The organism is Streptomyces bullii (genome assembly GCF_042657145.1).
Lineage (GTDB): Bacteria > Actinomycetota > Actinomycetes > Streptomycetales > Streptomycetaceae > Streptomyces > Streptomyces bullii.
Map to the genome: position 1 here is coordinate 300,933 of NZ_JBHSNY010000009.1, position 24,704 is coordinate 325,636.

Genomic DNA, 24,704 nt, shown 5'->3' on the forward strand with positions numbered 1-24,704 from the left:
TCGCTCTCCGCCCTCCCGCTCCGCCAACCGAACTGCTCACCTCGCCGTCCGGCCTGCCCGTGCCCCGTCGTACCTCCCGCTTCCGTCACCCTCCCACGGCGCACCTGTGCCAAAAAACAAGGAACCCCGCCATGCAGAGATCCTCCAGACTCCGTCTCACCGCCGCGGCCCTGTCAACCGTCGTCGCGGTCGTCGGCACCGCCTGCTCCTCCGGCTCGGGCAGCACCGACGCGAAGGGCGCAGACAGCGGCACGTACACCATCTGGGACCCGTACCCGCAGTTCGACAAGGCCTCGGCCTGGACGAAGCTGCTGGACAAGTGCGGCACCGAGGCCGGCGTGAAGATCAAGCGGACCGGCTTCGACACCAGCGACCTGTCGAACAAGGCGCTGCTGGCGGCGCAGCAGGACAACTCCGCGGACGTCCTCATCGTCGACAACCCGGTGGTGTCGACGCTGGCCGAGGCGGGCGTGCTCACCACGACCGACGACAACAAGCTGGACACCTCCAAGGTGGACCCCAACCTGCTCGCGGCAGGCCAGTCGGGCGGGAAGACGTACGGAACACCGATCGGCGCCAACACCCTCGCCCTCTACTACAACAAGAAGGTGCTGAAGGACGCCGGGGTGGACATCGCCTCGGTCAAGGACTGGACGTCGCTCACGGCGGCGCTGGAGAAGGTCAAGAAGGCGGGCAAGAAGGGCATCACCTTCTCCGCGATCGGCACGGAGGAGGGCAGTTTCCAGTTCCTGCCCTGGTTCTGGGGTGCGGGCGCAAAGCTGACCGAACTCGGCTCCGCCCAGGCCGTCTCGGCGCTGACGCTGTGGACCGACTGGCTGAAGAAGGGATACGCGCCCAACTCCGTCATCAACAACACCCAGACGACCAGCTGGCAGGAATTCGCCGGCGGCGACTACGCCTTCGCCGAGAACGGCACCTGGCAACTCGCCAACGCCGAGAAGGTCGGCTTCGACTACGGCATCCTGCCGATCCCCGCCTCCGGCGGAGGGAACGCCGCGGCCCCGACCGGCGGCGAGTTCGTCACCATCCCGGTCCAGGGCGACACCGGTCGCTACGCCACCTCCCAGAAGCTGGCGACCTGCCTGACCAGCACCCAGAACCTGTACGACACCGACACCACGCTGTCCTACGTGGCCCCCACCAGCGAGGTGCAGGACAAGCAGGTGGCGTCGAACCCCGCGCTGAAGCCCTGGGTCGACGCGGTCAAGGCGGCCAAGGGACGCACCAGTGACGACCTGGGCACCAAGTACCCCAAGATCTCCGAGCAGATGTGGAAGGCCGTCCAGTCGGCCCTCAGCGGTGCCGCCTCGCCCAAGGACGCGCTGACCACGGCGCAGTCCGCCGTCAAGTAGCCGACGATTGCTGGTCGGCAGATGAACCACACGACGCAGCTGTCGGACCGCCGGTCCGCGCAGGACGGGAACGGGGCGGCCACCGCCGCCCCGCCCCCGGCCCCCGCGCGAGCACGGCGCCGCCCGGCCTCCCCGCAGTGGGCCGCCTGGGGCTTCCTCGCCCCGGTGACCTGCTACCTCGTCCTCTTCTACGCCTATCCGCTCTACCGCAACATCGACCTGAGCCTGCGCCACTACACCGTCCGCTCCTTCGTCCAGGGCGACGCGCCCTTCACCGGCCTGCGCAACTACCTCACCGTCCTCGACGACCCCACCTTCGCCCCGGCCCTGCTCCACACCGTGGTCTTCACCGCCGTGTGCCTGGTCTTCCAGTACGCCATCGGCCTGGCCCTCGCGGTCTTCTTCCAGCAGCACTTCCGACTCTCGGTGACCCTGCGTGCCCTGTTCCTGGTGCCCTGGCTGCTTCCGCTGATCGTGTCGGCCTCCACCTGGTCGTGGATGCTCAACAGCGACTCCGGGATCGTCAACGCCGCCCTGCACGCCCTCGGCATCGATCCGGTGAACTGGCTGACCTCACCGGACTGGTCCCTGACCTCGGTGATCATCGCGAACATCTGGATCGGCGTCCCCTTCAACCTGGTCGTGCTCTACAGCGGCCTGCAGTCCATCCCGGCGAACCTGTACGAGGCGGCGGCGCTCGACGGGGCGAACGCCTGGCAGCGCTTTTGGCGCATCACCTTCCCGCTGCTGCGCCCGGTCTCCGCGATCACGCTGCTGCTGGGCCTGGTCTACACACTCAAGGTCTTCGACATCATCTGGATCATGACCAAGGGCGGCCCGGCGGATTCGTCCACCACCTTCGCCACCTGGTCCTACCAGCTCGGCTTCGGCAACCTGCTGCCCGCCTTCGGCCCGGGCGCGGCAGTCGGCAACCTGCTCGTCGTCGCCGCCCTCGTCTTCGGCCTCATCTACGTGAAGGTCCAGCGAAAGCAGTACGCCTCATGACCACTGCGACCACATCGCGCTCCCGACTGCGGCCGCCCGCGCACCGGACCACCTGGTGGAAGACGGCCACGGGCCTGCTGCTCACGGCGGTGATGCTCTTCCCGGTCTACTGGATGCTCAACGTGTCCTTCACCCGCGAGCAGGACATGCGCAAGAGCCCGCCGGACCTGTTCCCCACCCACGCAACCCTGGCCGGCTACCGCACCGTGCTCGACGAGCAGTTGCCCTACCTCGCCACCAGCCTCGTCGTCGGTCTGGGCACCGTCGTCCTGACCGTGGCCCTGTCCGCACCCGCCGGATACGCGCTGGCCAAGCTGCGCCCGCGCGGCGGCGGCATCCTGCACTTCGTCCTGCTGGCCGCCCAGATGATCCCCGGCATCATCATGGCGATGGGCTTCTACGCCATCTACCTCCAGCTCGGCCTGCTCCAGTCCGTCCCCGGCCTCATCGTCGCCGACTCCACCCTGGCGGTCCCCTTCGGCGTCCTCATCTTCACCGCGTTCATGTCCGGCATCCCCGGCGAACTGCTCCAGGCCGCGAAGACCGACGGCGCCGGGCCGCTGCGCACCTTCTGGTCCATCGTCCTGCCGATGAGCCGCAACGCCGTGATCACCGTGTCACTGTTCGCGTTCCTGTGGTCGTGGTCGGACTTCGTCTTCGCCGGCACCCTCGTCAACGGCGGCGCCCACGAACCGATCACGCTCGGCATCTACCACTACATCGGCAACAACAACCAGGAGTGGAACGCCATCATGGCCACCGCCGTCGTGGCGTCACTGCCCGCCGCGGTCATCCTCGTCCTCGCCCAGCGCTACGTCGCCGCCGGCGTGACCTCCGGCGCCGTCAAGGACTGACCTCCACACCCGCAACACCCCCCTTCCACCTGGTCACGGCCGCACACCTGCTCGCCAGACGGCCGATCGCCCCTGCTCGAGAAACGAGTCACGCTTCATGACCGCCGCCCGATCCGGCCCATCCTTCTCCGTCCACGACATCCCGTTCAGTACCTACGGATCATGGTTCGACATCTCGCCCGTGGTGGCGGAGAAGACGTATGCCGAGGACCTCCACCTCGTCTCCCACCAGAACGGCATGCACGCCGTCCTGCGCCTCGTCCCCCTGGACACGGCGACGGGCCATCGCGCGGACACCCGTGTCGAGGCCACCCCGGGCCTGCTCACCTGGACCGGCACAGCAGGCCGCGTCGACCTCGCCTACGAATCGCCGGACACCATACGCCTGCGGGGTACCGGCCTGAACATCAGCGTCTTTGCGGCCGCGCAGGCCCTGACCCCGTTCAGCGGCACCTACTTCTACCGCGAGCCCGGCACCGAGGCGTACGTCTTCACCTCGTACGAGACCGGGCGCCGCTACCGGATCACCGTCCTGTCCGGGACCGTGACCGAGACGCCCGGCGCGCAGGCACTCGGCAGCGCCGACCGCGGTGTCATCGCGGGCGCCGAGGCCGGCGCGGACTGGGAGGTCGCCATCGAGGAGTACGAGACCGCGCGCCGCCCCTACACCTCGACCACCGGCTTCGACCAGATCGTGGCAGCCGCGCGCACCGCCTTCGCCGCCTTCACCGACACCATCGCGCCCTGGCGCTCGTCCGCCACCCCCGCCGCGGAACTCGCCGCCTATGTGCTGTGGTCCGCGACCGTTGGTCCGAAGGGCTTCGTGACCCGGCCCGCGGTGCTGATGTCCAAGCACTGGATGGACAAGGTCTGGAGCTGGGACCACTGCTTCAACGCCCTCGCCCTGGCGCCGGGACGCCCGGAACTGGCTTGGGACCAGTTCTGTCTGCCCTTCGACCACCAGGACGAGACCGGGGCCCTGCCCGACTCGGTCACCCACTCAGAAGTCCTGCACAACTTCGTCAAACCCCCCATCCACGGCTGGGCCTTCGGCCATCTGCGCCGACGGCTCCCCGTGCCTCTCACTCCGGCGCAACTGACCGAGGCCTACGACAGGCTGTCCCGCTGGACGGACTTCTGGCTCACCGCGCGGCGCGCACCTGGCACCACGCTCCCTCACTACCAGCACGGCAACGACAGCGGCTGGGACAACGCCACCACCTTCGACCCCGAGCGTGTCGTCGTCACCGCCGACCTGGCCGCCTTCCTCATCCTCCAACTGCGTGAACTCGCCGCTCTCGCACGAGAGCTGGGTCTGCGGGATGACGCCCGCCGGTGGAACCGAACCGCCGACGCGACGCAGGATGCGATGCTCAGCGAACTGTGGACCGGTGACCGGTTCGCCGCCCGCTCGGTCGGCACCGGGGACAGCTGGACCAGCGCCAGCCTCCTCGACCTGATGCCCATCGCGCTCGGCGAGCACCTGCCTGGGGACATCAGCGCCGTACTGGCCGACCGGATCGAGGCCCACCTGACCCCGCACGGACTGGCCACCGAACAGCCCACCTCACCGCACTACCTCGCCGACGGCTACTGGCGCGGCCCGATCTGGGCACCCTCCACGGTACTCGTCGAGGACGGCCTGCGCCGGGCCGGCCATCAGCACCTTGCCGACGAGATCAGCGCCCGCTTCCGTGCCCTGTGCGAAACCAACGGCTTCGCGGAGAACTTCGACGCCCTGACCGGTACGGGTCTGCGCGACCGCGCCTACACCTGGACCGCCAGCAGCTACCTCGTCCTCGCCGAGGCCCACGAGCTCCGGCGTAGCGCACCGGCCCCGACAGCCGGAGGTTGACAACCACCCTGGGCGGAGCGACGCCCAGGGAGCACCACCCAACCCCGGGAGAGCCGCAATGGGCACCACTCTGCCCTTGCCCAGCTGCTCGGCCTGACGAGTTGGGCGCCTCGGGTGTCTCTGCGGCCACAGCACTGGCCGGGCCGGGACGGCCGACTCACCGCAAGGCGACCAGCCGCCCCTCCCACCCCCAGCCCGCCACCGGACCAGTGAACCTTGCAGGCCTGGGTCGCTCGGCGTGGTCAGCTCGATCGCTTGCCATCCGCTGACTTCCTTGGGGGGCCCGGCCCCGAGCATGACTTCCGGCCGCTGGCCGGCGTGACGCAGTGGGGCTGCTGCCGCCAGGCCGCCGGCCGGGAAACGACCGTACTGACCGCGTACGCGATCCTTCCCTGGCGGCCGCGCCTGGCGGAAGCCGGCTGTCAGCGCACGTCGACGTAGTCGCCTGCGGTGGTGACCGCCGAAGTGGTGGACGTGCCCGCGAAGGACCAGCGCCAGTAGCCGTCGGCCGCTGCCGTGGCCGTCGTCGACAGGTTGCCCGTCGAGTTGGTGTAGACCGTCTTGAGGGTCGTGTAGGTGGTGGTGCCCGCCTTGCGGAACTGCAGCTTCACGGGCTGGTTGGTGTAACCCGCGTACATGCGCTTGTCCCAGTTGGCGCGGGCCAGCTTGCCTGTGACCGTGATCGGCTTGCCCTTGGCGACCGGCTCGGGCCCGGCGTTGACACTGAGCGTGGCGCGTCGCAGGACCGGGTGCTTGGCGGCGCCGCCGTTGTTGTAGAGGTCGCCGTCCCTGGACTTGAGTTGGACGGTCACGTCCCACTTACCCGCGAGGGTGTTGCGGGGCACGCCCCAGCCCGAGTCGAGCTTGACAGTGAGCTTGCAGGTGGAGGTGGTGGCGTTGACGGCGGTGCACGTCGGGGTGCCGTGGTATGACCAGTAGTCGTCGCCGACCTCCCGGTCGATCTGGAGGAACGCGAGGTCTTCGCTGATCCCCGAGTCGTCCGAGGCGGTCACCGAGATGGTGAACGACTCGGTCTGGGAGGTGCCGAGGACGATGGGCTTGCCGCCGTTCACGGACAGCTTCTCGATCACCACTCCGGTCTCCGCCGCGTGGGCGGCCGGGGCGGTGACGGCGGAGGCGGAAAGCGCCAGGGCGCCGGTGAGGACGGCACCTATGGATTTCATGCGCATGAATCCCCAATTGGTTCGGGCCTGCCCCGGCCGTGAATCCCCCCGGCCGCAGGCATGGCAGGTGGGGGGAGGATATGTCACCCGCTGCTCAGCCGCCGACGGAGTACGGTCCGGCCGAGACCCCTGCCTGACGCATCGCGTCGGCGAAGGCGGCGACGAGCTTGTGTTCGCCGGAGGCGTTCGGGTGCCGTACGCCCTCGACGACGGGGGACAGGAAGGTCGCACAGCTCGCCGGCCAGGCGGGCGCGCGTGAGACACGTTTGACGATGCCGAGCGGGCACGGGAGCGGCTGGGCCGCCACCTCGGGGCCGTGAGCGCGCTGCCGGAGAAGCTGTACGGCACCGGTCCGGACAGCCCCTGGCGCTGTCGGCCGTGCGGCTGGCGGTGATCGAGTGGAGAACCGGATGCCAATCCCGTCCACCGCGTCGGCGAGCTGACAACCTGGCCGCCGCCGAGGCAGCCCCCCGCCTGCACGAGGACATCGGGCGGACTATGCTGTCGCGCTCGTGACCTGGGGGTTGTCTGCGGCAGACGCGTCTCGGATGCGCACGAGCAGCGCATCGTCGTCTTCGAGCGCCCGCGCGACTGACCGCCGTGGCCGCTGTCTCGCCTACAACCGCGCCATGCCCAGGACGCACACGCCCGCTTCCCGAGCATCGTCCAGTGCAAGACCGCACAGCGCTGACCGCCCCCCCGCCGTCGGGCATCGCTACGCCCGCCGCCTGTACGCCCCTCGCCGCCCGGCCTGGCAGACCGGACAGGCCCTGGGCATCACCAAGGCCATTCGTATCGGGGATGTCGGCGGCCTCGATCCGCTCATCCTGGTGAAGGTCCCGACGCCGACGCCTGTCAGGTAGTCGCGGCTTCCTGGTACAGATCCACCTCGCGGCTGCGCGGTGTCGGGTCCGCCGCCAGGCGGTGGGGACCTGCTTGAGTGAGTAGTTGGGGCCTGGCCACGGGTGCCATGCCCCAACGTGGGGCTGGTGTGCCTATTGAACGAGCTCCCAGTCCTGCGCACCGTCGTTGACCGCGTTCTGCAGGGTGAGCTGCCCGTCAGCGGTCGCACCGGTCAGGTACAGGCTCGTGTTCTTGACCGACTGCAGCTTGTAGAAGCCATCGCTCGTCTTGACGAGGTTCCAGCTGCCCGATCAATCAGGGTTGGTCGTTCGCTTCGGCTGCCCGGGTCTGTTCGGCGTCGGCGGAGACGATGACGCGTACGTCCCAGGGGCCGAGTTCCAGCGCTGCACCCGCGGGGACGGAGGTGCCGGTGAGAGCGTCGGAGAAGTCCACCGGTGCGGGGACGCTCGCCGGCTCCCAGCTCCAGTTGTGGACGATGTGGACGCGGCGCCCTTCGGGAGAGGTGCCGGTGGTCGCGGTGACGGACTCGGGCAGGTCGCGCCACCCGCTGAGCGCGGCCGGGGCCAGCCACTCGGCCACCGCTCGGGCCAGGTCGCGGCCGGGCACGGTGCCCACGCAGGTGACGCGACCCGCTCCGTGGCGGCGGGTGGTGATGGCCGGCCAGCGGCCGAAGTGCGGATCGTCGTAGGCGGCGAGGACATCGGCGTCAACGACCGTGAGGCTGTCGATCCACTGGGTCGCCGCCGCGTCGGCGGGCACCTCGAACGGGCTGCCGGGCACCGCGCGAACCGGGACCTCGCGCTGGAGGTTGCTGAACTCGTCGTACCGGACGCCTGCGGCCTCGGTGAGACGTCCGGGGGCCGGTTCGTGCCGGGCGCGGGCCTCGTGGTCTGCGTAGGCGGTGCGCGGTCCGAGGACCAGGTGGCCGCCCGCCTGAGCGTAGGCGGCGAGCCAGTGGACGGTCTCGTCGTGGGCGATGTACAGACCGGGGACGACGAGGACCGGGTGGCGGCGCGCGGCCGCCTCGGGCGTCATTCCCTCCTGTTCACCGTACGGGTCGTGCAGCTGACGGGCATGGATGATGCGCACCTGGCGGCCGGCGTCGAAGGCACCGCGGTAGAAGGGGTCGAAGATGCGGTGGTAGGCGGCGGGGTCCGGCTCGCCCTCGGCCGTCGCGAGCGGCGGGTACTTCTGCATCAGCCACTTGCTCGGCGTCGAGTAGACCATGGCGATGTCGGCATCCGGCTCGATCCCGGCCACGAGCGAGCCGGCCTTGTCGAAGTCTTCCCCGAGACGGGCGAGTTCGGCGTAGGTACGGCCGGGCAGTCCGCTGTGCGGCAGGACACCGCCCCAGTACGTCTCCGCGCCGAAGCGCAGGGTCTGCCACTGCCAGTACTCGATCATCCGGGCCCCACGCGCCACGTGCGCCCAGGCGGCTTGGCGCCACTGGCCGTCGTAGGCGGGGCGGTTGTCCCACGGGAAGCCGATCGACTGGGCGTTGGTCTCCGTGACCAGGAACGGCTCCTGGCGGGAGGAGAACATCCAGTCCGCGGTCTGGTAGAGGGACCAGACGCCGGTGGTCTTCCAGATCTGCTCGTGCGTGTCGGGTGTGGGATCGGGCAGCAGCAGGCCGTCCTGCATGTCGTAGTACGGGTTACCGGAGGCGATGTCGAGCCGGGCGGCAAGTTCGTCGTCCTGCACGCCCTGGCGGGTGTAGGAGATGCAGGTGGTGACGAACTGGCCGGGGCGGGTGTACTCGCGGACGATGTCGGCCTGCCAGCCGATGAACTCCGTGACCTGGCGTGCCTGGAACTCGCGCCAGGCGACGTCGTACTGCGGCTGGGCGTTGCTGTCCGGCGTCCACAGGTCTGCCCAGGTGGACAACCGGTGCGACCAGTAGACCAGGCCCCATTCGCGGTTGAGGGTCTCGATGTCGCCGTACTGCGCGCGCAGGTGGTCGATGAAGCGCTGGAAGACGCCGTGGTTGTGGAAGAGGTGGAGGCCCGGTTCGTTGTCGACCTGCCAGCCGATGACGGCCGGGTGCTCGGCGTACCGGGCGACGATCTTCCGGATGATCCGCTCGGCGTGGAAGCGGAAGGCGGGGTGGGTGAAGTCCACCTCCTGTCGGGCGCCCCAGCCGAGGCGCTGTCCGGTGGCGTACTCGCCGGTGATCTCCGGGTACTGGCGGGCCAGCCACGGCGGGACGGCGTAGGTCGGCGTGCCGATGATGACGGAGATGCGGCGTTCTTGGGCTCCGTCCAGGACGGGCTGCAGCCAGTCGAGGTCGAACCTCCCGTTCTCCGGCTCCCAGGTCGACCAGACCGACTCGCCGACCCGGATCACGGTGAAGTGTGCGTCGGCCATCAGGTCGAGGTCGGTCTTGAGCCGTTCGTCGGGCCGCAGTTCGGGGTCGTAGGCGGGCGTGTACTCGTGGTAGTACGCGGCACCGAACAGGACGCGGGCGGGCAGATCCGCCATGGAGGAGCCTCCGGAGGGTGAGGGGTGGGTGCGCTACTGCTTGACGCTTCCGGTCGCCAGCCCGCTCTGCCAGTAGCGCTGGAGCAGGAGGAAGGCGATGACCAGCGGGACGATGGAGATCAGCGATCCGGTTACGACGAGCGGAAGCATGTCGCTGCTGGCGCCGGCCCCGCCGCCATCGGGCCGGTGTCCTGCGGGATCGCCCAGACCTGGCCGTCGGGCCCGCTGACCTGCGCCCATGTCCAGTCGACGAATGTGTCCTTCAGCGTGGACGCGCCGTAGGGAGCGAGGTCCAGCAGGCTGTTGGTGATCGTGAAGGTCGGCACCGCCTGGTACTCGATCTGCGCCAGGTCCGGGGCTCCGGTGCCGGCCTTGAGCGCGGTGCGCAGCTTGGTGTAGTGGGCCACGCCCTGGCCGGCGTTGACCACCTTGACCTTGATGTCCGGGTACCTCTTCTCGAAGAGCGCGATCTCCTTGTCGATGTTCGGGACCCAGGTCCAGAACGTCAGCTCGGTCGGCGTCTTCATCGCCTTGTCGATGTCGGCCTGGCCGACCGGCTTGGCGGAGGCGGACGAGCCGCCGGAGCCGCTGCCGCCGCAGGCGGTGAGCGCGACGCCGAGCGACACGGCTCCGGTAGCGGTGAGGAAGCCACGTCGGCTCAGGGAGGCCGGAGAGGAGCCGGTGAGGAATCTGGACATGGTGGACTCCGTGGAAGGGCGTAGGGGATCGGCGGCCCGGGCGGCGGTTGCTGTGTGGAATGCCGGTGGTTGCGCTCGGGCATGCGGGGGCGGGCCGCGCAAGGCCGACGGGGAGCGAGCGGGTGACGTCTCGGCGTCGTGCCGAGCACGTGATGTCCGCTGACTGAGTGGGCTCGTGCCGGTGACGGTGTGAGCAGGGGCGAAGGGCCCCTCGGCGGTGACCGGCTCTGTAGACGGTGCCCTAGGACGTGGCGCCGGTGAGGGTGAAAGTCCCGCGGGATGAGCGGCTCGTGTGCTCAGGAGGGGGCGTAAGAAAACGGGACTGGGCTTGTCGGACTGTGGGTGGTCCGGCCTCGCAATCGGGAAGGGGCGTGAGGAGTTAGGCGGAGGTTCGCCGGTGATTCGGGGTCGTCCGGTGCGGCGGGGGCGCGGTCGATGCGCGGACGACGAGCTCGACCGGCGGGTCGTTCACCGGAATCGGGTTCGCATCCGGGTGCTCGATGGCGTGTACCAGATGTTTGAGGCCGTCCTGCGCTGTGGCATCGAAGGGCTGTCGCACGGTGGTCAGGGGAGGAGTCACGTAAGCGGCGACCGGGATGTCGTCGAGGCCGACGACACTGACGTCCTCCGGGACCCTACGGCCGGCTTCCAGCAGCGCGCGGATCAGACCGATGGCCATGTCGTCGTTGGCGGCGAAGACGGCCGTCACGCTGTCGTCGGAGGCCAGTCGGCGGCCGGCCGCGTAGCCGGAGGCGGCCGACCAGTCGCCTGGGATGACGGGCGGTTCGCGTCTGCCGTACGCGGCCAACGTCGCTCGCCATCCCTCAAGACGGTCCCTGGCGGCATACCAGCGTGGGGGACCGGCGAGGTGGTGGACGGTCGTGTGGCCCAGTTCGAGCAGATGCTCGGTGGCCGCCCGTGCCAGCTGGTCGGAGACGATCCCCGCGGTCACCACCCGGGAGGCGGCGAACTGCGGCGGCGCGCCGAGGACCAGGACCGGCACGTCGACGCGGCGTGAGAGGTCCGCGTCACCCTCCTCGTCGATCGGCTCGGAGATGACGATGCCGTCCACGCCCTGATCGAGGAGCGAGTCGACGGCACCGGCGATGCCGGCGGCGTCACCCTCCATGGTGTTGACCACGTGGAGCGCGTAACCGGCGTCCCGGACGGCACGCTCGACCCCCATCAGTAGTGAGGCGGGTCCGTACAGAGCCGTTCCGAGCGTCACGACGCCGATGGACCGGGCCCGCCCGGAGGCCAGCGCCCGGGCCGCATGATTCCGCCTGTAACCAAGCTCCGCGGCGGCATCGAGGACGCGTCGGCGCACGTGGTCGGAGACGTACTGCTCACCGTTCATGACCCGTGACACGGTCTTCTGCGAGACGCCGGCCAGCCGCGCCACGTCAATGCTGCGCGGTGCGGTGCCGGTGCTACGGCCTGCCAGTCGTGCCATGGGTGTCTCCTGAACGTCAGCAGGTCCGAGCGCGAATCCGCCCTGGTGTGACTGCGCTGTCATGACTGCGCAGACATATCTACGCACTCAAAGGCGGCGCGTCAAGAGTGTGTGCAAGCCCTGAAGCACGATGCCCCGTCAGCATCGAGTGGGATGCCCCCTGATGCCGTCACAGGGAGGCTGGGTGGCCTCTTCCCACGACACTAGCCAGTCGTCAGCGCGCACGTTCGCGGACTCCTGTCCTTGAACGGCACGGAACCCGCACCGGGCACCGTGCTGAAGCGCGGTGTCCGATGCGGGTTCTGCAGCAGTGCGGCGTGCTGGCTGGGCTTGTGGGATGCCGCTCTCAGGGAACAGCGAGGGTGATCTTGCCGTGGGCCTGATGGGAACGGAGCCGCTCGGCGGCCTTGTCGGCGGTGTCGAAGGTGACGGTGCTGTCGATCAGGGGCCGCACCCGTGCGTCGGCGACGGCAGGCAGCAGCTGCTGCCCGGCGGTGGCGAACCAGTGCAGCAGCGCTGTCGTCTGCTCGACTACCCATCGCTTGGTGCCCAGGCCAGACCCGTGGTCGGTGCCGCGGCGGGCGATCACGGGCTTGATGCCCTTCGCCCAGACCTGGGGGCGGTAGCAGTCGTGGTCATAGCCGCGGTCTGCGGTGCGTTCCCGTGGTCGCTACCGTGGCCGACCCCGCTTGCCGCGGGTCGGCGGGATCGCCGTCAAAAGCGGCATGAGCTGGGTGATGTCATTGGCGGACGATCGCCGCGCACGGCCGGATCCCGAAGACCTGCCACTGCTACGCCCGGATGGTGCGCGAGCAGCGAAAGAACGGGTGTCAGCCATGCACGAACCGCCGGCCCGTGTGGCCCGTGCAGGGCTGACACCGTCCCCCGCCTCTCCGGCCAGCCAGGGCTACGGCACGGGGCCGAGGCTGCCCTCCAGGGTGGTGCGGGTGATCAATGGGCGGTCCCAGCGGGCGAGGATCTCGTTGGCGAGGTCCACGACAGGCAGGGGGTCGACATCGTTGCGCACCTCGATGCCGGCGGCCAGCAGGCTGCGCGGGACCGCGCCAGCGTCCAGCAGCACGCGCCAGTCCTGCGGGCAGAGCGCCAGGAACTCCAGACCGGTCAGCCGGGATATGTCCAACGGGTCGGCGAGCGTGCCCGGGTAGGCCCTGAGGGTCCGCAGGCGCGGCAGGTCCACGACGGGCTCCAGGCTGAGCGGTTCGCCCTCCCACACGCCGATGCTCAGGACCTCCAGCGCGGGGTGCGTGGCGGCCTCGACGCTGCTCAGACCGCGCGTGTTGACGTGCGCCACGGCCGGCGGCTCGTCATCCGCGCGTCGGCGGGGTCCGCGCTTCCCCAGCCCGGGCAGCACCAGCTCGGTGAGCGAGTCGGCGATCAGGCCCGCACCGATGCTCTCCTCCCGGCTGAGGAGGATGACCTGCCCGGTGTGCCCGCCCGGCCCCGGGGTCAGGTCGACCGCGATCCGGGCGCCGTCACAGTCGCCGAAGACGATCCAGCCGGGTGATCCGACCAGCCCCTGCACCGCGGCGTCGGACCGGGTGTCGACCGCCTCCGCCTCCATCGCCGCGAACCGCCACGCGGACGGGCGTGAGGCGGCGTCGGCGATGTACACCTCGTCGAGGGGGAAGAGGTGGCAGCCGACGGCATCGGCGACCCGCATGGCCGACTCGTATTCGTCGTTCCAGTCCTCCCAGCGGGCCCGGGTCACCCGGTACAGCGCCTTGAGCTCGTCAGGCAGCGCGACACCGAGGCGTGCCTCCGCCTCCGCCAGCTCCGCTTCCGTGGCGCCGACGGCGTCGGAGAGGCATTCGCGCAGGAAACAAAACTCTCCAGTGCCGCCGGATCCGCCGCCGGCGAGAGCCTCGCGCCGGGCACCGGATCGGGCAGCCGGCGCCAGGGCTCGGGCACGGCGCCTTCGACCAGCACGAGCGCACCCGGGAGCGGCCCGCTGCCCTCGGCCTCCACGGCAGGCCCGAAGTCGAGCAGCTCCAGCACGGCCGGGCCGTCCGGGGACATCCGGCCCACGAAGGAGACGCCGTCGGCGCCGGCCTCCGCGAGCGCGCCCCGCACCCGCCGCACGGCGTCGGCCTCGGGCCGCCTGTCCGCCGCGTCATACGCCTGCCCGTGCATGGTGAACATCGTCCCCCAGGGCATCGGCACGCTGTACGCGTGGGCGCCGATCCGTCCGGCGACGTGACCGCCCAGAGCGCCCGGCGCCGCGGTGTGAGAGGACCGCAGGACGTGCAGCAGCGGCTCCCAGGTCGCGAACTCATGGAGCGTGGACAACAGGTGCCTCCGATCGGCGCGGTCAACGTGGCGAGGTGATTATCACGGGAGGCACTGACAACCCCTCCCCAGTGGCGCTCGGCCTCGCAGACGACTTTGACTTGACCGGCGAGGCATGCGCGGTAGCCGCCCACCACGGCCCGACCCCATCGGTCAGCTGCCGAAAACACCTGAAGAACGATACGGTCACAGGCATGATCAAGTGCGGGAGGCCATGGGACGTGCCAGATGCGTGCCATGATCGTCCATCCGGCTGGCAGCGTTCCAGAAGGGGCGTATCCCGGATGGCTGGTAGCCCTTGCGCTTCCTGGCCTCGGGTCGTGATCTCTCGTCGTTTACGGTGATGAGCTGCAGCGCTGGCGCTGGCGCTCGCCGTGTCGTCTCTGCCGTCTGCTGCGGCGTCGGCCATGTCGCACCCCTCGGGCACGGGTTGGTCTGTGCAGCGTGACGCCGACGCGCTGCGGGATGCTCGGGGTACCGGAGTAGCGGTCCGCCTGGCGACCCCGCGCGGGACAGTCACAGCCCGCTCCGGAGTGGGGGACCTGGTCACTCGCCGCCGGCGCGGCCGACGTCACCGGGACGTAGGGGGTCGCGATGCTTGGCGGTCGCGCATGGAGACGGAAATGGGAAACGACACGTCTGCCAATCGCCGTCATCGCGGCTGAGCTGTCATATCTTTTTGGCTACCGTCGTCTCCTTCCACAGGAAAACCCGAGACCTGCGCGCCATGCCCGATGGACAGCACAACGGGACGTATCAGGCACTCAAGAGATTCCGTTCCACCGGCCTCGGCTCGCACGCGCTGATGGCCTGCGCCGCCACCGCAGTCGTGGCGTCGATGGCCGCCTGTTCCTCCACCGGCCCCCTCGAGGAGGTACGGGCAGCCCCCACACGGGGTAATACGCCAGCCGCTGTACTGGCGGCGCCACCACCGTCAGCAGACCCCGACGCGACTCTCGCGCGAGCGCTCAAGCCGGTCCTGCGGGACGGCGACACGCGCCTGGCGGTGGCCGTGCTCGCCCTGGACGGCGCGGACCGGCAGATCGTTTCCTACCGGGGCGACGCAGCGTTCGACGCGGCGAGCATCAGCAAGGTGGACATCCTCGCGGCGCTGCTGCTCCGGGCTCAGGACGAGGGCCGCGCGCTGACAGCCGAGGAACGCCAGGCCGCTGAGTCGATGATCAGGACGAGTGACAACGACGCGGCGAACCTGCTGTGGCGGGCGATCGGCAAGGGTGAAGGTCTCGACGCGGCGAACGAGCGGCTGGGGCTGCATTCGACGAAGGCCGGCGCGGGAGTCCGATGGGGTCTCACCCAGACCACGGCGAAAGATCAGATCCGGTTGCTGCAAGCGGTGTTCGCCCATAGGCCGGTGGCATCCGCCCGCTCGCGCCAGGGGCTGACCGGGGCATCGCGTGCCTTCATCCGGGAGCTGATGGGCGACATCGCGAAGGACCAGGACTGGGGAGTGTCATCGGTGGCCTCCCGTTGGGCCCTGAAGAACGGCTGGCTGCAGCGGTCCACAACCGAGTTGTGGGTCATCAACAGCATCGGGCAGGTCACGGTGCACGGGCACCGCTATGTGGTCTCTGTCCTCAGCAGCGGCAACGCGTCCATGGAGGGCGGTATCTCTCTGGTCGAACGGGCGGTGAGGGCGGCGATCGGCGTGGCCAGCGCCCAGGTCCGTCCCTGGCCGAAGTGAGCCGTCCCCCTGCGGAGCCGAACCGAAGTCATCCGCTTCGTTGCCGGACGCCGGACGCCGGACGCCGGGCTGCCCTGGCCGCCCAAGGCAGCACCACGATGACTCTTTCGAAAGGAGGGCGGGTGGGCGGCGCGGGAACAACGGGCCCGCTGCAGCCTGGTCGGCACGGTGCACCGGACGCGGAACCTTACCGTCTCTGTGCGTGAGTTGGACGGACGAAGACGCCGGCGTCCCTCCATCGCCGGAATCGGTTGTGGTCAGTCGGCTAGGGACGTCCCGTAATTGATCTTTGAGTCGCCTGGATACCGTTGCGCCTGTGCCCGCCCGCTCATCCGGCGAGGGCGAGGTTGTGCAGGCGGGCGATTCCAAGCATGGCGTGGTGGGCGCCGTCCCCTTTCAAGCGGCAGTCACGGAGGACCTTCCATCCCTTCATTCGGGCGAAGACGTGCTCGACGCGGGCGCGGACCTTGCGGTGGGAGGCGTTGTGCTCCTCCTTCCATGCCGGAAGTTCGGCCTGGCCTTTCTCGCGGCGGTGCGGGATGACCAGGCCGGTGCCCCGGTAGCCGCCGTCCGCGATGACCGTCGCCCGGCCGATTTCACTTGTGATCAGCAATCCCGGAGCTGCCCTCTGCCCTGACATCTCCCGCCGGAGGTCGATGCTCGTGCGCCAGGCTTCAGCCGATGAACGCGTCGCTGATCACGATGTACGCGTACCAGAGAGCGCCGCCGAGGGCAGCGAGGCCCACAAGCGCCAGGACAGCCGTCATGCTGCGCATCGCGAGGGACTCGCGGATCACGGCCCGGGAAGGATCCGCCGGATCGTAAGTGACCTCGATCCGCCGTTCGTAACTGGTGGTGGTGCAGAGGTGGCTCTCCCCGCTGGTGTCCGTGTAGCGGTACGCCCTCATCCCGTCCGCGTTGTGCGAGAACTGCGCGATCACCGTGATGCCGTGTCTCCGCAGCCGCCGCGACCGATACAGGCTCCTGGCCGGCAGGTAGGCCGTCAGCCCACCGATGAGGACGCCGATGAACGCGGGCACCAGCATCGCCGAGTAGCGCGCTCCCCCGGCCACACCCACGGCCACCATCACAGCTGCCGCCGCCAGGAGCAAGGCAATCAGGACCGCGCCTCCCGCGGTCATCCGCCGTTCCTGGACCGCCAGGGAGCGGATGCTGACGAGCGTGGAGCCGTCGATGCGCGGCTCGCCCTGCGACCGCCGCGGCAGCAGCCGGTTGACAGCGCCGGCGAACGCGGTGACCGCGGCCACGCTCTCGTCCTCCACGCAGTGGACGTGCGGCGCGGTGCCGTCCGGCACGGTCAGTTCGATCGCGGCACGCCGCCCGTCCACCGTGACCCGTTCAATCGCCGCAAGCGGTATGGCCACCTCCTCGCCCGCCCGCTCCAACAACACCCCGTCGTGAACCAGCCGCGCCACCACGCCACCACCCCGCAAAACGAGATTAGGCGTCGTCATCTCAAACCCCGGCGGGTGTTCCCCGCAACGTGGTTACCCATCACCCTGCCCCCTGTCTGTTCGATCAAGGCGGATCCTAGATGCGCCGATCCTCCGCTGTCATCGGCCAGCCCTCCTCGCCGACGCATACAAGCCCGTCCCGTCTGCCCGGTCGGCGTACGTGCCCACTGGCCCGACGCAGTGCCCGCCCGGAGCAGCCAACACATACGTGAGTCGTTCGGCCCACAGGTGCCCTAGCAGGCGACTTGAGTGGGGGCATCACCTGACGGCAGGGGCAACCAGCACGACAGCAGCAGTGAAATGGCCGGCGGCGAGGCGAAGGCGTTCACGACGCCATGCTCGGCATGGCTCGTCGGCACGACCTCATCCAGGCCGCCCAGACAGCCATCGCCTGGGCGGTTCGGCATAGCGCGGAACACCTGAAGATCGATTACGGGACGTCACTTAGGGCATGCCGTCGAATGATCTTGGTTGGTGGATCACGGTCTGGTGATACGGCGCCATGAACTATCTGGTGCGGAGTGGGAGTTCGTCCGGCCGCTGTTGCCGGAGCCGTTTGCGGGGCCGGAAGCGGCTGGACGACCGGACGGTCCTCAACGGGATCGTGTGGAAGTTCCGGGCCGGGGCGGCCTGGTGGGACGTACCGGAGCGGTACGGGCCGTGGGCCACGCTGCACACCCGTTTCTGCCGGTGGGCCAAGGACGGCACGTTCACCCGGATGCTCCAGGCCGCACAGGCGAGGGCAGATGCGGCCGGAGACATCGACCGGCTGGTGTCCGTCGACTCCACTATCGTGCGGGCTCACCAGCACGCCGCCGGTGCCCGTAAAGGGGGCGCCCGGCACTCGGACGGTCACGCGGCGGCCTGATCAGCAAGATTCACGTAGCCTGCGATGCCCTCGGCCGCCCGCTCGCACTCATGGTCACGGGCGGCAACACCAACGACTGCACCCAGTTCACCACGGTGATGGAGGCAGTCCGGGTGCCCCGCATCGGCCCAGGCCGGCCGCGGACCAGGCCGCCTCACATCATCGGCGACAAGGGCCACAGCCAAGGCGATGCGCACCTGGCTGCAGCGGCGGGGCATCGCTCACACCATCCCCGAGCGGGCCGACCAGATCCGCAACCGCCTCAGGCGCGGCAGCCGCGGCGGCCGGCCCCCGGTCTTCGACCGGCAGATCTACAAAACAAACGGCGCAACGTGGTGGAACGGTGCTTCAACCGGCTCAAGCAATGGGGCGGCATCGCCACCCGCTACGACAAGATCGCCGAGTCCTACCAAGCAGCCGTCACCCTCGCATCCGTACTGATGCGGTGTGACATTTGATGACCACTCCTAGGCGTGTGGCCGCATAGGTTCACCGGGTCGGGGCGTGTGCTTCCCTTTCACCGAGCAGGCGCTTGGGAACGCTCGTGCAAGGGAAGCTGCGGGAACACGGAAGGGTCACTGGTGCTCGGATGAGGCTTGTCGGCGGGAGAGGGCCGGCCTGCGTCGCTCTCGGTCGATCTCGGTGACGACGACCGTGACCTCGTCGCCGACGTGGGCGACATTCGATGGAGTTTGCACGGGCGTCCAGGTGAGCTCTCGCAGGTGGACCAGCCCCTCGATTCCGTCGGCGACCTGGACGAAGACGCCGAATGGGACCAGCTTCGTGACCTGCCCGTGCAGTTTCTGCGCCACCGAGATGCCGCTGGCGAATGCTTGGGAGCGGTCCGGCTGCGTCGCTCGCAAGGACAGTCTGGCCTCTAGGTTCCATGTGTCGAACTGGAGGAACTCGCAGGAGATCCGCTGTCCGACCTGCACGACGTCGGAAGCTGCTTCGATGCGCCGCCATGAGCGGTTTGTCGGCGCCAGCTCGGTCTTGACACGAGGCCACTCTGAAGCTTCCCTATGTATGTTGCGTATCGCGCTACTGTTGTGTGATGTGCAACCTGGGGCCATGGTACGGCTCCGGTTTCCCTACACCGCGGAGTAGCGCTACAGATGACTCGCAAGCCACCTGCTGAGGACCCCGGCGAGGCCCGACTGCGGGTCGGCCCGCCGAAGGAGTACGCCGCCGGCATCCCCGCGGTCACCTCCTCCCTGCGGCACGCCGGCGAGCAGATGGGGGTCCGCCGCAGCCTGCTCACTCTGCTCCGGGTCAATCAGAAGGAGGGCTTCGACTGTCCCGGCTGCGCCTGGCCCGAAGCGGACCACCGGCACAAGGCGGAGTTCTGCGAGAACGGCGCCAAGGCCGTGGCCGAGGAGGCCACGGTACGGCGGGTCACTCCGGAGTTCTTCGCCGAGCACACTCTGGAGGATCTCCTCCCGCGCAGCGACTACTGGCTCGGGCAGCAGGGACGCCTCACCCACCCGATGTACCGCCCGGCCGGCGCCGACCGCTACGAGCCGATCTCCTGGGACGACGCGTTCGCGGTGATCGCCCGTGAACTCGCCGCGCTCGACCACCCGGACCAGGCCGCCTTCTACACCTCCGGGCGGGCGAGCAACGAGGCCGCGTTCCTCTACCAGCTCTTCGTCCGCGGCTTCGGCACCAACAACCTGCCGGACTGCTCCAACATGTGCCACGAGTCCAGCGGCTCGGCCCTGGTGGAGACCATCGGCATCGGCAAGGGCAGCGTCAGCCTGGAGGATCTCCACGAGGCCGATCTCGTCCTCGTGGTCGGCCAGAACCCGGGCACCAACCACCCCCGGATGCTCTCCGCCCTGGAGAAGGCCAAGCAGCAAGGTGCCCGCGTCATCGCGGTCAACCCGCTGCCCGAGGCGGGCCTGCTCCGGTTCAAGAACCCCCAGAAGCCCTCCGGCGTCATCGGCGGCGGTACCAAGTTGGCGGACCAGTTCCTCCAGATCAGGCTGGGCGGCGACCAGGCGCTCTTCCAGGCCTTCAACCGCATGCTGCTGGAGGCGGAGGACGAGGCACCCGGCACCCTGGACACCTCCTTCATCGAGCGGTACACGCACGGCTTCGAAGAGTTCGCCGAGCACGCACGCAAGGCGTCGTGGGAGGAGATCCTGCAGGCCACCGGCCTGCCCGAGGAGGAGATCCGGGAGGCGTTCGGCCAGGTGCTGGCCGCCGAGAAGATCGTCGTCTGCTGGGCGATGGGGCTCACCCAGCACAAGCACTCCGTGCCCACCATCCGGGACATCGTCAACTTCCTTCTGCTGCGCGGCAACATCGGCCGCCCGGGCGCCGGCCTCTGCCCGGTGCGCGGCCACTCCAACGTGCAGGGCGACCGCACGATGGGCATCCACGAGAAGCCGGACGACGCGTTCCTGGACCGGCTCGGCGCCGAGTTCGTCTTCACGCCGCCCCGACACCACGGCCATGACGTGGTCGACAGCATCCGCGCCATGCGCGACGGGGACGTGAAGGTATTCGTCGCCCTGGGCGGCAACTTCGTCGCCGCGGCCCCCGACACCGGCCTGACCGAGCAGGCGCTGCGCAGGTGCCGGCTCACCGTCCAGATCTCCACCAAGCTGAACCGCTCGCATGTCATCGCCGGGGAGCAGGCCCTCATCCTGCCGTGCCTCGGCCGGACCGAGGCCGACCTGCGGCCGAGCGGACCACAGCTGGTCACGGTGGAGGACTCCATGGGCATGGTGCACCTCTCGCGAGGACGGCTTGCGCCCGCGTCCGAGCACCTGCTGAGCGAGGTCGCGATCATCTGCCGGATGGCACGCTCCGCCCTCGGGGACGCAGGCCCGCAGGTGCCGTGGGAGGACTTCGAGGCGGACTACGACCGCATCCGTGACCGCATCGAACGCGTGATCCCCGGCTTCGAGGACTTCAACGCCCGGGTGCGGCGGCCGGGCGGCTTCGCCCTGCCCCATCCGCCCCGCGACGAGCGCCGGTTCACGACCGCCACCGGGCTGGCCAACTTCACCGTCAATCTGCTGGAGAGCCCCAAGGTCCCGCCGGGCCGGCTGCTGCTCCAGACGCTGCGCTCCCACGACCAGTACAACACCACCATCTACGGCCTGGACGACCGCTACCGCGGCATCCACCAGGGCCGCCGGGTCCTCTTCCTGCACCCCGACGACCTCACCGAGCGAGGCCTCGCCGACGGGGACACGGTCGACATCGTCAGCGAGTACGGCGACGGCGTGGAGCGCAGGGCACCGGCCTTCCGGACCGTGTCGTACCCGACCCCCCGAGGCTGCTGCGCCGCCTACTTCCCCGAGACCAACGTCCTCGTTCCCCTGGACTCCACGGCGGCCATCAGCAACACGCCCACGTCGAAGTCCATCGTCGTCCGGCTGGAACGGGTCTCCGGCGACGTGTGATCCGGTGGCGGCGGCGGGGGTGGACCGTCCGCCGGTCGTCCGTTCCCTGCCGGCAAGGTGGTGACCGATGAGTGGAAGCCCGTACGACCTCACCCCGCTGGCCCGCTTCGGCGGTCTCGTCGCCACCGACCTGCGGGATGTGACCAGTGATCCCGCGGCCTTGGACTCCACCGGCTTCTGGGCCGTGGTCGCCAGCTTCGAGGGGCGCCTGGTCTGCGCGCGCTTCGGTGACGTACGCCGTGCGCCCGTGCCCGCCGCCGAGCCCGGCGTGTGGCGCGGCCCGGACCCGGACGCCTGGACGTCCTCACTCGACCGGGCCGCCTACCTCGCCGGGGTCCGGCGTATCCGTCAGCACATCGCGGCCGGAGAGGTCTACCAGGCCAACCTGTGCCGGGTGCTGTCGGCGCCGCTGCCCGACCCGGAGCGCGCGGACGTCGACGCCCTCACCGCCTTACTGGCACGGAGCAACCCCGCGCCGTACGCCGGCACCGTGCGCCTGCCCGCGTACGGTGTGGAGATCTCCACGGCCTCGCCCGAGCTCTTTCTGCGCCGGGACGGCCGTACGGTCGAGTCCGGGCCCATCAAGGGCACCGGCCGCACCGCCGCGGACCTCCTCGACAAGGACCACGCCGAGAATGTCATGATCGTGGACCTGGTCCGCAACGACCTGGGACGCGTGTGCGTCACCGGCTCCGTGACCGTCCCCGAGCTGTGCGCCGTCGAGACACACCCCGGTCTGGTGCACCTGGTGTCCACCGTGCGCGGCGAACTCGCGGAAGGCGCCGGATGGCCCGAACTGCTCACCGGCACCTTCCCGCCCGGGTCCGTCACGGGCGCCCCAAAGTCCAGCGCACTGCGCATCATCGCGGCGCTGGAGACCGCGCCCCGCGGCCCGTACTGCGGGGGCGTCGGCTGGGTCGACGCCGACCGCGGAACGGGTGCGCTCGCGGTGGGTATCCGCACCTTCTGGATCGAACGCACCGCTCCTGGCGGCCCGTTCCTCCGCTTCGGTACGGGAGCCGGTATCACGTGGGACTCCGACCCCGAGCGTGAGTGGGCGGAGACGCGGCTGAAGGCGCGCCGACTGCTCGGGGTGGCGTCGGCTGGGTACCGGCTGATGGGTTGATCGCTGTCGGGCAACTCTTCTCGACGGGCCCTTGACAGCCCTTCTGAGGCATCAGATCGTTGTTGCCCATAGTGAATAGCAATGCATAATTCGCAACGCTCCTTGGTTGGTTGTCGCTCCGCCTCCCCTTCCCTCGCCGATCTCCACCTGGTCCGGTGATTTTGTCACGACGGAACAACTGACGATTTCCCCTCTTGCTCGGTCGCGCATCCGTCGTCCGCGACAGAGAGTCCACTGCCGTCTGCGGAAAGGACGAGCTGATGAACGAAACCCGTGAAAGGAACGGGAGTCGAAGCCATCCCGTCGAGGCGGATCTGCCGGGAAGCCCGGCGGTATCCGCCCGCCCCCGCACCGACCCGGTCGTCTTCGGTGTCGCCGCGGCCCTCACCCTCGCCTTCGTCGTGTGGGGGGTCGTGGCGACCGACACGCTGGAGAGTGTGTCCAGGAAGCTGCTGGACGGGACCATCCGAAACGGCGGCTGGGCCTTCGTCCTGGCCGCTTCGGGCTTCGTCGTCTTCGCCCTCTGGCTGGCGATGAGCAAGTACGGGCGGATCACGCTGGGCAAGGAGGGGGAACAGCCCGAGTTCCGCACGGTCTCCTGGATCGCGATGATGTTCAGCGCGGGCATGGGCATCGGCCTGATGTTCTACGGCGTCAGCGAACCGCTGTCGCACTTCATCACGCCACCGCCGGGCACCGACCCGGCCGATGCCAACGAGGCCATGGAGACCGCCATGGCCACCACCCTCTTCCACTGGACGCTGCACCCGTGGGCGATGTACGCGGTCGTGGGCCTGGCCATCGCCTACAGCACCTTCCGGCGCGGCCGTCGGCAGCTGATCAGCGCCGTGTTCACCCCGCTGATCGGTGAGAGGCGGGCGAACGGCTGGGGTGGCAGGGTCATCGACATCCTCGCCATCTTCGCCACCCTCTTCGGCTCCGCGGCCTCCCTTGGGCTCGGCGCCCTGCAGATCGGCAGCGGCTTCACCGGACTGGGCTGGCTGGGCTCCGTCGGCACCGGCCTGCTGGTCGCCGTGATCGCCGTGCTGACCGTGGCCTTCGTCGCCTCGGCCGTGTCCGGCATCGCCAAGGGCATCCAGTGGCTTTCCAACATCAACATGGTGTTGGCGGTGACCCTGGCGGCCTTCGTCTTCCTCGTCGGGCCGACCATCTTCATCCTCGACCTGTTGCCGACCTCCATCGGCGCCTTCCTCGGCGACCTGATCCGGATGGCAGGGCGTACCGAGGCGTCGAGCGGTGAGGGAGTCGCCGACTGGCTGGCCGGCTGGACGGTCTTCTACTGGGCCTGGTGGATCTCCTGGACGCCGTTCGTCGGCATGTTCATCGCGCGCATCAGCCGTGGCCGAACCATCCGGCAGTTCGTGGGCGGGGTCATCCTCGCCCCCAGCACCGTCAGCCTGCTGTGGTTCGCGATCTTCGGCGGCTCGGCGATGCACCTGCAGGACGAGAAGCGCCTCAGCGACGCCTCGACAGCCCAGGGGCAGCTCTTCGACGTGCTCCAGCAGTACCCCATCGCCACGGTGACGAGCATCGTGGTGATGATCCTCGTCGGTATCTTCTTCGTCTCCGGCGCCGACGCCGCCTCGATCGTGATGGGGACGCTGTCGCAGCGGGGATCCCTGGAGCCGTCCCGAGGCGTCGTGGTGTTCTGGGGTGTGCTGACCGGGGCGGTCGCCGCGATCATGCTGCTCATCGGTGGCGGCAAGGGCGACGCGCTCACCGGGCTGCAGAACCTCACGATTCTCGCGGCGGCGCCCTTCACCCTCGTGATGATCGGGTTGTGTATCGCGCTCACCCGCGACCTGCGCCAGGACCCGCTCATCATCCGCGGGCGCAAGGGCAAGGAAGCCATCGAAACGGCCGTCATCGCGGGCCACGAGAAGTACGACGGCGACTTCGAACTCCGCATCGGTCCCTGCACGTCCACCGACGGCACGGAGGGCGCGCAGTCCGAGCAGCCCGCGCACCCCACGGAGGCCACGGAAGCCACCTCCTCCTCCACTCGCTGAGCTGGGCGGGACCCAC

At 69.4% G+C, this 24,704-nt stretch carries 17 protein-coding genes and 6 pseudogenes; 11 read left to right on the forward strand and 12 right to left on the reverse strand.

All coding sequences use genetic code 11. The annotated features are described in order from the left end of the window. Positions 1-131 precede the first annotated feature (131 nt). The 4 genes from ACFPZJ_RS26425 to ACFPZJ_RS26440 all read left to right on the forward strand — a co-directional run bounded on the left by ACFPZJ_RS26425 (position 132) and on the right by ACFPZJ_RS26440 (position 5,087). Positions 132-1,373 (forward strand): sugar ABC transporter substrate-binding protein, encoded by a 1,242-nt coding sequence (locus ACFPZJ_RS26425; protein ID WP_381026374.1) that lies wholly within the window; start codon positions 132-134, stop codon positions 1,371-1,373. A gap of 21 nt (positions 1,374-1,394) precedes the next feature. Beyond that, positions 1,395-2,378: a carbohydrate ABC transporter permease gene (locus tag ACFPZJ_RS26430; protein WP_381026377.1), complete on the forward strand. Its 984-nt coding sequence runs from the start codon at positions 1,395-1,397 to the stop codon at positions 2,376-2,378. After that, on the forward strand, positions 2,375-3,232 hold the full coding sequence (locus ACFPZJ_RS26435) for a carbohydrate ABC transporter permease (protein ID WP_381026378.1): 858 nt from the start codon (positions 2,375-2,377) through the stop codon (positions 3,230-3,232). Before ACFPZJ_RS26430 ends, ACFPZJ_RS26435 begins: the two co-directional genes overlap by 4 nt. A 97-nt stretch (positions 3,233-3,329) precedes the next feature. Next, positions 3,330-5,087, forward strand: coding sequence for an amylo-alpha-1,6-glucosidase (locus ACFPZJ_RS26440; RefSeq protein ID WP_381026381.1), 1,758 nt, complete (start codon positions 3,330-3,332; stop codon positions 5,085-5,087). 422 nt (positions 5,088-5,509) lie between these two features. Here the strand turns inward: ACFPZJ_RS26440 and ACFPZJ_RS26445 are convergent, their stop codons facing one another. After that, positions 5,510-6,271 (reverse strand): hypothetical protein, encoded by a 762-nt coding sequence (locus ACFPZJ_RS26445; RefSeq protein WP_381026382.1) that lies wholly within the window; start codon positions 6,269-6,271, stop codon positions 5,510-5,512. Positions 6,272-6,365: 94 nt separating this feature from the next. After that, a complete protein-coding gene (locus ACFPZJ_RS26450; protein ID WP_381026385.1) occupies positions 6,366-6,578 on the reverse strand; it encodes a hypothetical protein in 213 nt (70 codons plus the stop codon). Positions 6,579-6,852: 274 nt separating this feature from the next. On the opposite strand from ACFPZJ_RS26450, the pseudogene ACFPZJ_RS26455 reads away from it, so the two are divergent. Further along, positions 6,853-7,074: pseudogene (locus tag ACFPZJ_RS26455) on the forward strand (DNA helicase); the annotation flags it as partial. Between the two features lie 355 nt (positions 7,075-7,429). Here ACFPZJ_RS26455 and ACFPZJ_RS26460 read toward each other — a convergent pair. From ACFPZJ_RS26460 to ACFPZJ_RS26490, 7 genes and pseudogenes are all read right to left on the reverse strand, one after another. Continuing rightward, positions 7,430-9,613, reverse strand: coding sequence for a beta-galactosidase (locus ACFPZJ_RS26460; protein WP_381026388.1), 2,184 nt, complete (start codon positions 9,611-9,613; stop codon positions 7,430-7,432). A 33-nt stretch (positions 9,614-9,646) separates the two neighbouring features. Further along, a pseudogene (locus tag ACFPZJ_RS26465) lies at positions 9,647-9,787 on the reverse strand (carbohydrate ABC transporter permease); the annotation flags it as partial. Positions 9,788-9,789: 2 nt separating this feature from the next. Continuing rightward, a pseudogene (locus tag ACFPZJ_RS26470) lies at positions 9,790-10,311 on the reverse strand (extracellular solute-binding protein); the annotation flags it as partial. Between the two features lie 379 nt (positions 10,312-10,690). Beyond that, on the reverse strand, positions 10,691-11,764 hold the full coding sequence (locus ACFPZJ_RS26475) for a LacI family DNA-binding transcriptional regulator (protein WP_381026391.1): 1,074 nt from the start codon (positions 11,762-11,764) through the stop codon (positions 10,691-10,693). Between the two features lie 346 nt (positions 11,765-12,110). Next, on the reverse strand, positions 12,111-12,278 hold the full coding sequence (locus ACFPZJ_RS26480; protein WP_381026693.1) for a zinc-binding dehydrogenase: 168 nt from the start codon (positions 12,276-12,278) through the stop codon (positions 12,111-12,113). Further along, positions 12,264-12,509 (reverse strand): annotated as a pseudogene (locus tag ACFPZJ_RS26485) (IS5/IS1182 family transposase); the annotation flags it as partial. The pseudogene ACFPZJ_RS26485 and the gene ACFPZJ_RS26480, both read right to left, overlap by 15 nt. 162 nt (positions 12,510-12,671) lie before the next feature. Continuing rightward, positions 12,672-14,071 (reverse strand): annotated as a pseudogene (locus tag ACFPZJ_RS26490) (SMI1/KNR4 family protein). 679 nt (positions 14,072-14,750) lie between these two features. Here ACFPZJ_RS26490 and ACFPZJ_RS26495 point away from each other — a divergent pair. Next, positions 14,751-15,773 (forward strand): serine hydrolase, encoded by a 1,023-nt coding sequence (locus ACFPZJ_RS26495; protein WP_381026394.1) that lies wholly within the window; start codon positions 14,751-14,753, stop codon positions 15,771-15,773. A 328-nt stretch (positions 15,774-16,101) separates the two neighbouring features. Here ACFPZJ_RS26495 and ACFPZJ_RS26500 read toward each other — a convergent pair. Beyond that, positions 16,102-16,470: pseudogene (locus ACFPZJ_RS26500) on the reverse strand (transposase); the annotation flags it as partial. Continuing rightward, a complete protein-coding gene (locus ACFPZJ_RS26505) occupies positions 16,448-17,209 on the reverse strand; it encodes a hypothetical protein (RefSeq protein ID WP_381026396.1) in 762 nt (253 codons plus the stop codon). The gene ACFPZJ_RS26505 and the pseudogene ACFPZJ_RS26500, both read right to left, overlap by 23 nt. Positions 17,210-17,804: 595 nt before the next feature. Between ACFPZJ_RS26505 and ACFPZJ_RS26510 the strand changes: the two genes are divergently transcribed. Together ACFPZJ_RS26510 and ACFPZJ_RS26515 are read left to right on the forward strand one after the other, a co-directional pair. Continuing rightward, positions 17,805-18,116 carry a transposase gene (locus ACFPZJ_RS26510; RefSeq protein WP_381026398.1) on the forward strand — a complete coding sequence of 104 codons (312 nt, stop codon included), beginning with the start codon at positions 17,805-17,807 and terminating at the stop codon, positions 18,114-18,116. 8 nt (positions 18,117-18,124) lie between these two features. Continuing rightward, a complete protein-coding gene (locus ACFPZJ_RS26515; RefSeq protein ID WP_381026696.1) occupies positions 18,125-18,574 on the forward strand; it encodes a transposase in 450 nt (149 codons plus the stop codon). Between the two features lie 117 nt (positions 18,575-18,691). Here ACFPZJ_RS26515 and ACFPZJ_RS26520 read toward each other — a convergent pair whose 3' ends face one another. Next, positions 18,692-19,051, reverse strand: a complete 360-nt coding sequence (locus ACFPZJ_RS26520; protein WP_381026399.1) for a S1 RNA-binding domain-containing protein — start codon at positions 19,049-19,051, stop codon at positions 18,692-18,694. A 180-nt stretch (positions 19,052-19,231) separates the two neighbouring features. Between ACFPZJ_RS26520 and ACFPZJ_RS26525 the strand changes: the two genes are divergently transcribed. The 3 genes from ACFPZJ_RS26525 to ACFPZJ_RS26535 all read left to right on the forward strand — a co-directional run bounded on the left by ACFPZJ_RS26525 (position 19,232) and on the right by ACFPZJ_RS26535 (position 24,688). Beyond that, positions 19,232-21,532 (forward strand): FdhF/YdeP family oxidoreductase, encoded by a 2,301-nt coding sequence (locus ACFPZJ_RS26525; RefSeq protein ID WP_381026401.1) that lies wholly within the window; start codon positions 19,232-19,234, stop codon positions 21,530-21,532. Positions 21,533-21,599: 67 nt separating this feature from the next. After that, the gene (locus tag ACFPZJ_RS26530; protein ID WP_381026403.1) at positions 21,600-22,658 is read left to right on the forward strand and encodes a chorismate-binding protein; all 1,059 of its coding nucleotides are present in this window, start codon (positions 21,600-21,602) and stop codon (positions 22,656-22,658) included. A 260-nt stretch (positions 22,659-22,918) separates the two neighbouring features. Then, complete coding sequence (locus ACFPZJ_RS26535) at positions 22,919-24,688, forward strand: BCCT family transporter (RefSeq protein WP_381026406.1); 1,770 nt, start codon at positions 22,919-22,921, stop codon at positions 24,686-24,688. Positions 24,689-24,704: the final 16 nt, after the last annotated feature.

What these genes read in the sequence shown, in the direction of transcription:
- ACFPZJ_RS26425 (WP_381026374.1), top strand. Translation starts at nt 132, where the DNA reads ATGCAGAGATCCTCCAGACTCCGTCTCACCGCCGCGGCCCTGTCAACC.
- ACFPZJ_RS26430 (WP_381026377.1), top strand. Translation starts at nt 1,395, where the DNA reads ATGAACCACACGACGCAGCTGTCGGACCGCCGGTCCGCGCAGGACGGG.
- ACFPZJ_RS26435 (WP_381026378.1), top strand. Translation starts at nt 2,375, where the DNA reads ATGACCACTGCGACCACATCGCGCTCCCGACTGCGGCCGCCCGCGCAC.
- ACFPZJ_RS26440 (WP_381026381.1), top strand. Translation starts at nt 3,330, where the DNA reads ATGACCGCCGCCCGATCCGGCCCATCCTTCTCCGTCCACGACATCCCG.
- ACFPZJ_RS26445 (WP_381026382.1), bottom strand. Translation starts at nt 6,271, where the DNA reads ATGAAATCCATAGGTGCCGTCCTCACCGGCGCCCTGGCGCTTTCCGCC.
- ACFPZJ_RS26460 (WP_381026388.1), bottom strand. Translation starts at nt 9,613, where the DNA reads ATGGCGGATCTGCCCGCCCGCGTCCTGTTCGGTGCCGCGTACTACCAC.
- ACFPZJ_RS26475 (WP_381026391.1), bottom strand. Translation starts at nt 11,764, where the DNA reads ATGGCACGACTGGCAGGCCGTAGCACCGGCACCGCACCGCGCAGCATT.
- ACFPZJ_RS26525 (WP_381026401.1), top strand. Translation starts at nt 19,232, where the DNA reads ATGACTCGCAAGCCACCTGCTGAGGACCCCGGCGAGGCCCGACTGCGG.
- ACFPZJ_RS26530 (WP_381026403.1), top strand. Translation starts at nt 21,600, where the DNA reads ATGAGTGGAAGCCCGTACGACCTCACCCCGCTGGCCCGCTTCGGCGGT.
- ACFPZJ_RS26535 (WP_381026406.1), top strand. Translation starts at nt 22,919, where the DNA reads ATGAACGAAACCCGTGAAAGGAACGGGAGTCGAAGCCATCCCGTCGAG.